General features: G+C 36.1%; 2 protein-coding genes. Both read right to left on the bottom strand.

Translation table 11 applies throughout. The features are described 5' to 3' along the window. Positions 1-287: 287 nt before the first annotated feature. Positions 288-1,067 (bottom strand): hypothetical protein, encoded by a 780-nt coding sequence (locus ACFILT_RS04430; protein ID WP_375639611.1) that lies wholly within the window; start codon positions 1,065-1,067, stop codon positions 288-290. A gap of 110 nt (positions 1,068-1,177) precedes the next feature. Further along, a partial coding sequence (locus ACFILT_RS04425; RefSeq protein WP_375639612.1) for a hypothetical protein occupies positions 1,178-1,691 on the bottom strand: 514 nt, incomplete at its 5' end.

Raw genomic sequence — 1,691 nt, 5'->3', positions numbered from 1 at the left:
ATGCATTTGCTTTTGATTGGATTGTTAAAGCTACCGAGCGTTTTGATTTGTTTGATAAGTTTTCATATCTCTAATAGAGCGCTTGCAATATGATACGTTTTGTATATATGCATTCATTACTCCATTGTAGATGATTATTTTTTATCATTATAATCGTTATTTGAAAGCCGCGTCATATCATTTGGCACGGCTTTTTTTGTTTTACTCTCTCTTTTATGATATGTTTATAGCAATGCATTTTATATGCGTTTATAACCATAAAGAAGGCACGCCCCCCACGCCGTTCTTTATTCTGTTTCATCAGTTATATTGACAACATTATCCCTTTCATAAACCTCACAATTTTTGGGAACCAACCTTACTTTGCTTTTTTTATTGATTTTTGCATTGCCATAAACACGCCCCCAGATCGTTGCACAATATGAGATTTTAGCATTGCCATAAACAGAGCCATAAATCTCACAAGAGCCACTCACACAAGCATTCCCATAAACCTTGCCATAAATCTTTGCACGACCATTAATAACAGCATAATTATAAATTTTTGCATGGCTATAAATACAAGCCAAGCCAGAAACTTTGGCATGACCATAAACGCGTGCATAACTAAAAACCGTAGCATCATAAGAAACATGCGCATGATCATAAATATGAGCATCAGCAAGAATGCGGGCACTACCATTCACATGAGCATTACCATAAATATTGCCATAAACATGAGCATTGCCATAGACAAAAGCATGGTCATAAACTTTAGCATATTGAGAGATAAAAGCCTTTCCATAGACTTCAGCATTGCCATAAACTTGACCACAGACTTGAGAAAAATGGCGTATTTTTGCATTTTCATACACCCTTGCATGACCGTAGACACAAGCCTCATCATAGACCCAGCAATTGCCATCATGGGATAGGTTAACTTCCTTTTCAATAAAGCCCCCTAAAGACCCTGCCTTTATATCATCGAAATCTTTTAAAGCTTTAATGCGATAAAGGTTTATAATATTTCGAGTAAGAGCATGTTTGATTTTTTTGACTTCACTGGTTAATTCGTATTTTTTGCACATAGAGATACCCTCACAATTTAATGTGATAAACGTTTGCTAAAATTTGGAATGGGAAATTTAAAAGAGGGGCACCCCCGCCGCGCCCGTGCTTTCATTTACACTGCTTTAGATTAGACCCAGACAATCTCTAATTCACCATAAGGAGAGAGACGTTCAGTATAGGTTTTTATTTTAGTAAACCCGCCGACATTTTCACGAATAACAGCAATTCCATGAATATTGGCATTTTCATAAACATGTACGTTATTTGCTATATGAGCGTTTTCATAAACCCTAGCATTGTCATAAACATAGGCATTATCATAAATAATAGCCTTGCCATACACATGAGCATTACCATAGACACGGGAATTATCAGAAATAATAGCATTGCCATAAACATGGGCATTATCATAAACATAGCCAGCAATGATAGCATTGTCATAAACCCTTGCATTTTCATAAACGTGACCATTTTTAAAGACAAGAGCCTCATCATACACCCAGCAATTGCCATCATGAGAGAGGTTATCTTCCTTTTCAATAAAGCCCCCTAAAGTACCTGCTTTAACATCAGCAAAGTCTTTTAATGCTTTAATGCGATAAAGGGTATGATTATTAATTACACGCGTTTCATTTGTGAGT

It is taken from the genome of Bartonella sp. AP7XZML (assembly GCF_042195745.1).
In the GTDB taxonomy this organism is placed as follows: Bacteria; Pseudomonadota; Alphaproteobacteria; order Rhizobiales; family Rhizobiaceae; genus Bartonella.
Note: the sequence above shows the minus strand (reverse complement) of the source record. Positions and strands in the feature narration are given on the sequence as shown.